The following is a 233-nucleotide window of genomic DNA, read 5'->3' on the forward strand; positions in this document are numbered from 1 at the left end:
TCATCATCACCACCAACCTCGCGTTCGGCGAATGGCCCACCGTGTTCGGCGATCCCAAGATGACCACCGCGCTCCTTGATCGCGTCACCCACCATTGCGACATCGTCGAGACCGGCAATGACAGCTGGCGCTTCAAAAACCGCAGCTGATCGCCCCCACCGACCTCCGATTAAAAGATGCTTTGCGCTGCGCGCGCCTCCGGTCGGGCTCCGCCCTCCCTACGCCGCGCGCAG

1 protein-coding gene is annotated in these 233 nt (G+C 63.9%); it reads left to right on the plus strand.

Annotated features, from left to right (window positions below):
- Window positions 1–149: ATP-binding protein (locus tag ACZ3HG_RS24950; protein WP_465335245.1), on the plus strand; the 149-nt coding region annotated here is incomplete at its 5' end.
- Between the last annotated feature and the right edge of the window lie 84 nt (window positions 150–233).

The organism is Erwinia sp. PME.40.26/001, assembly GCF_055556675.1.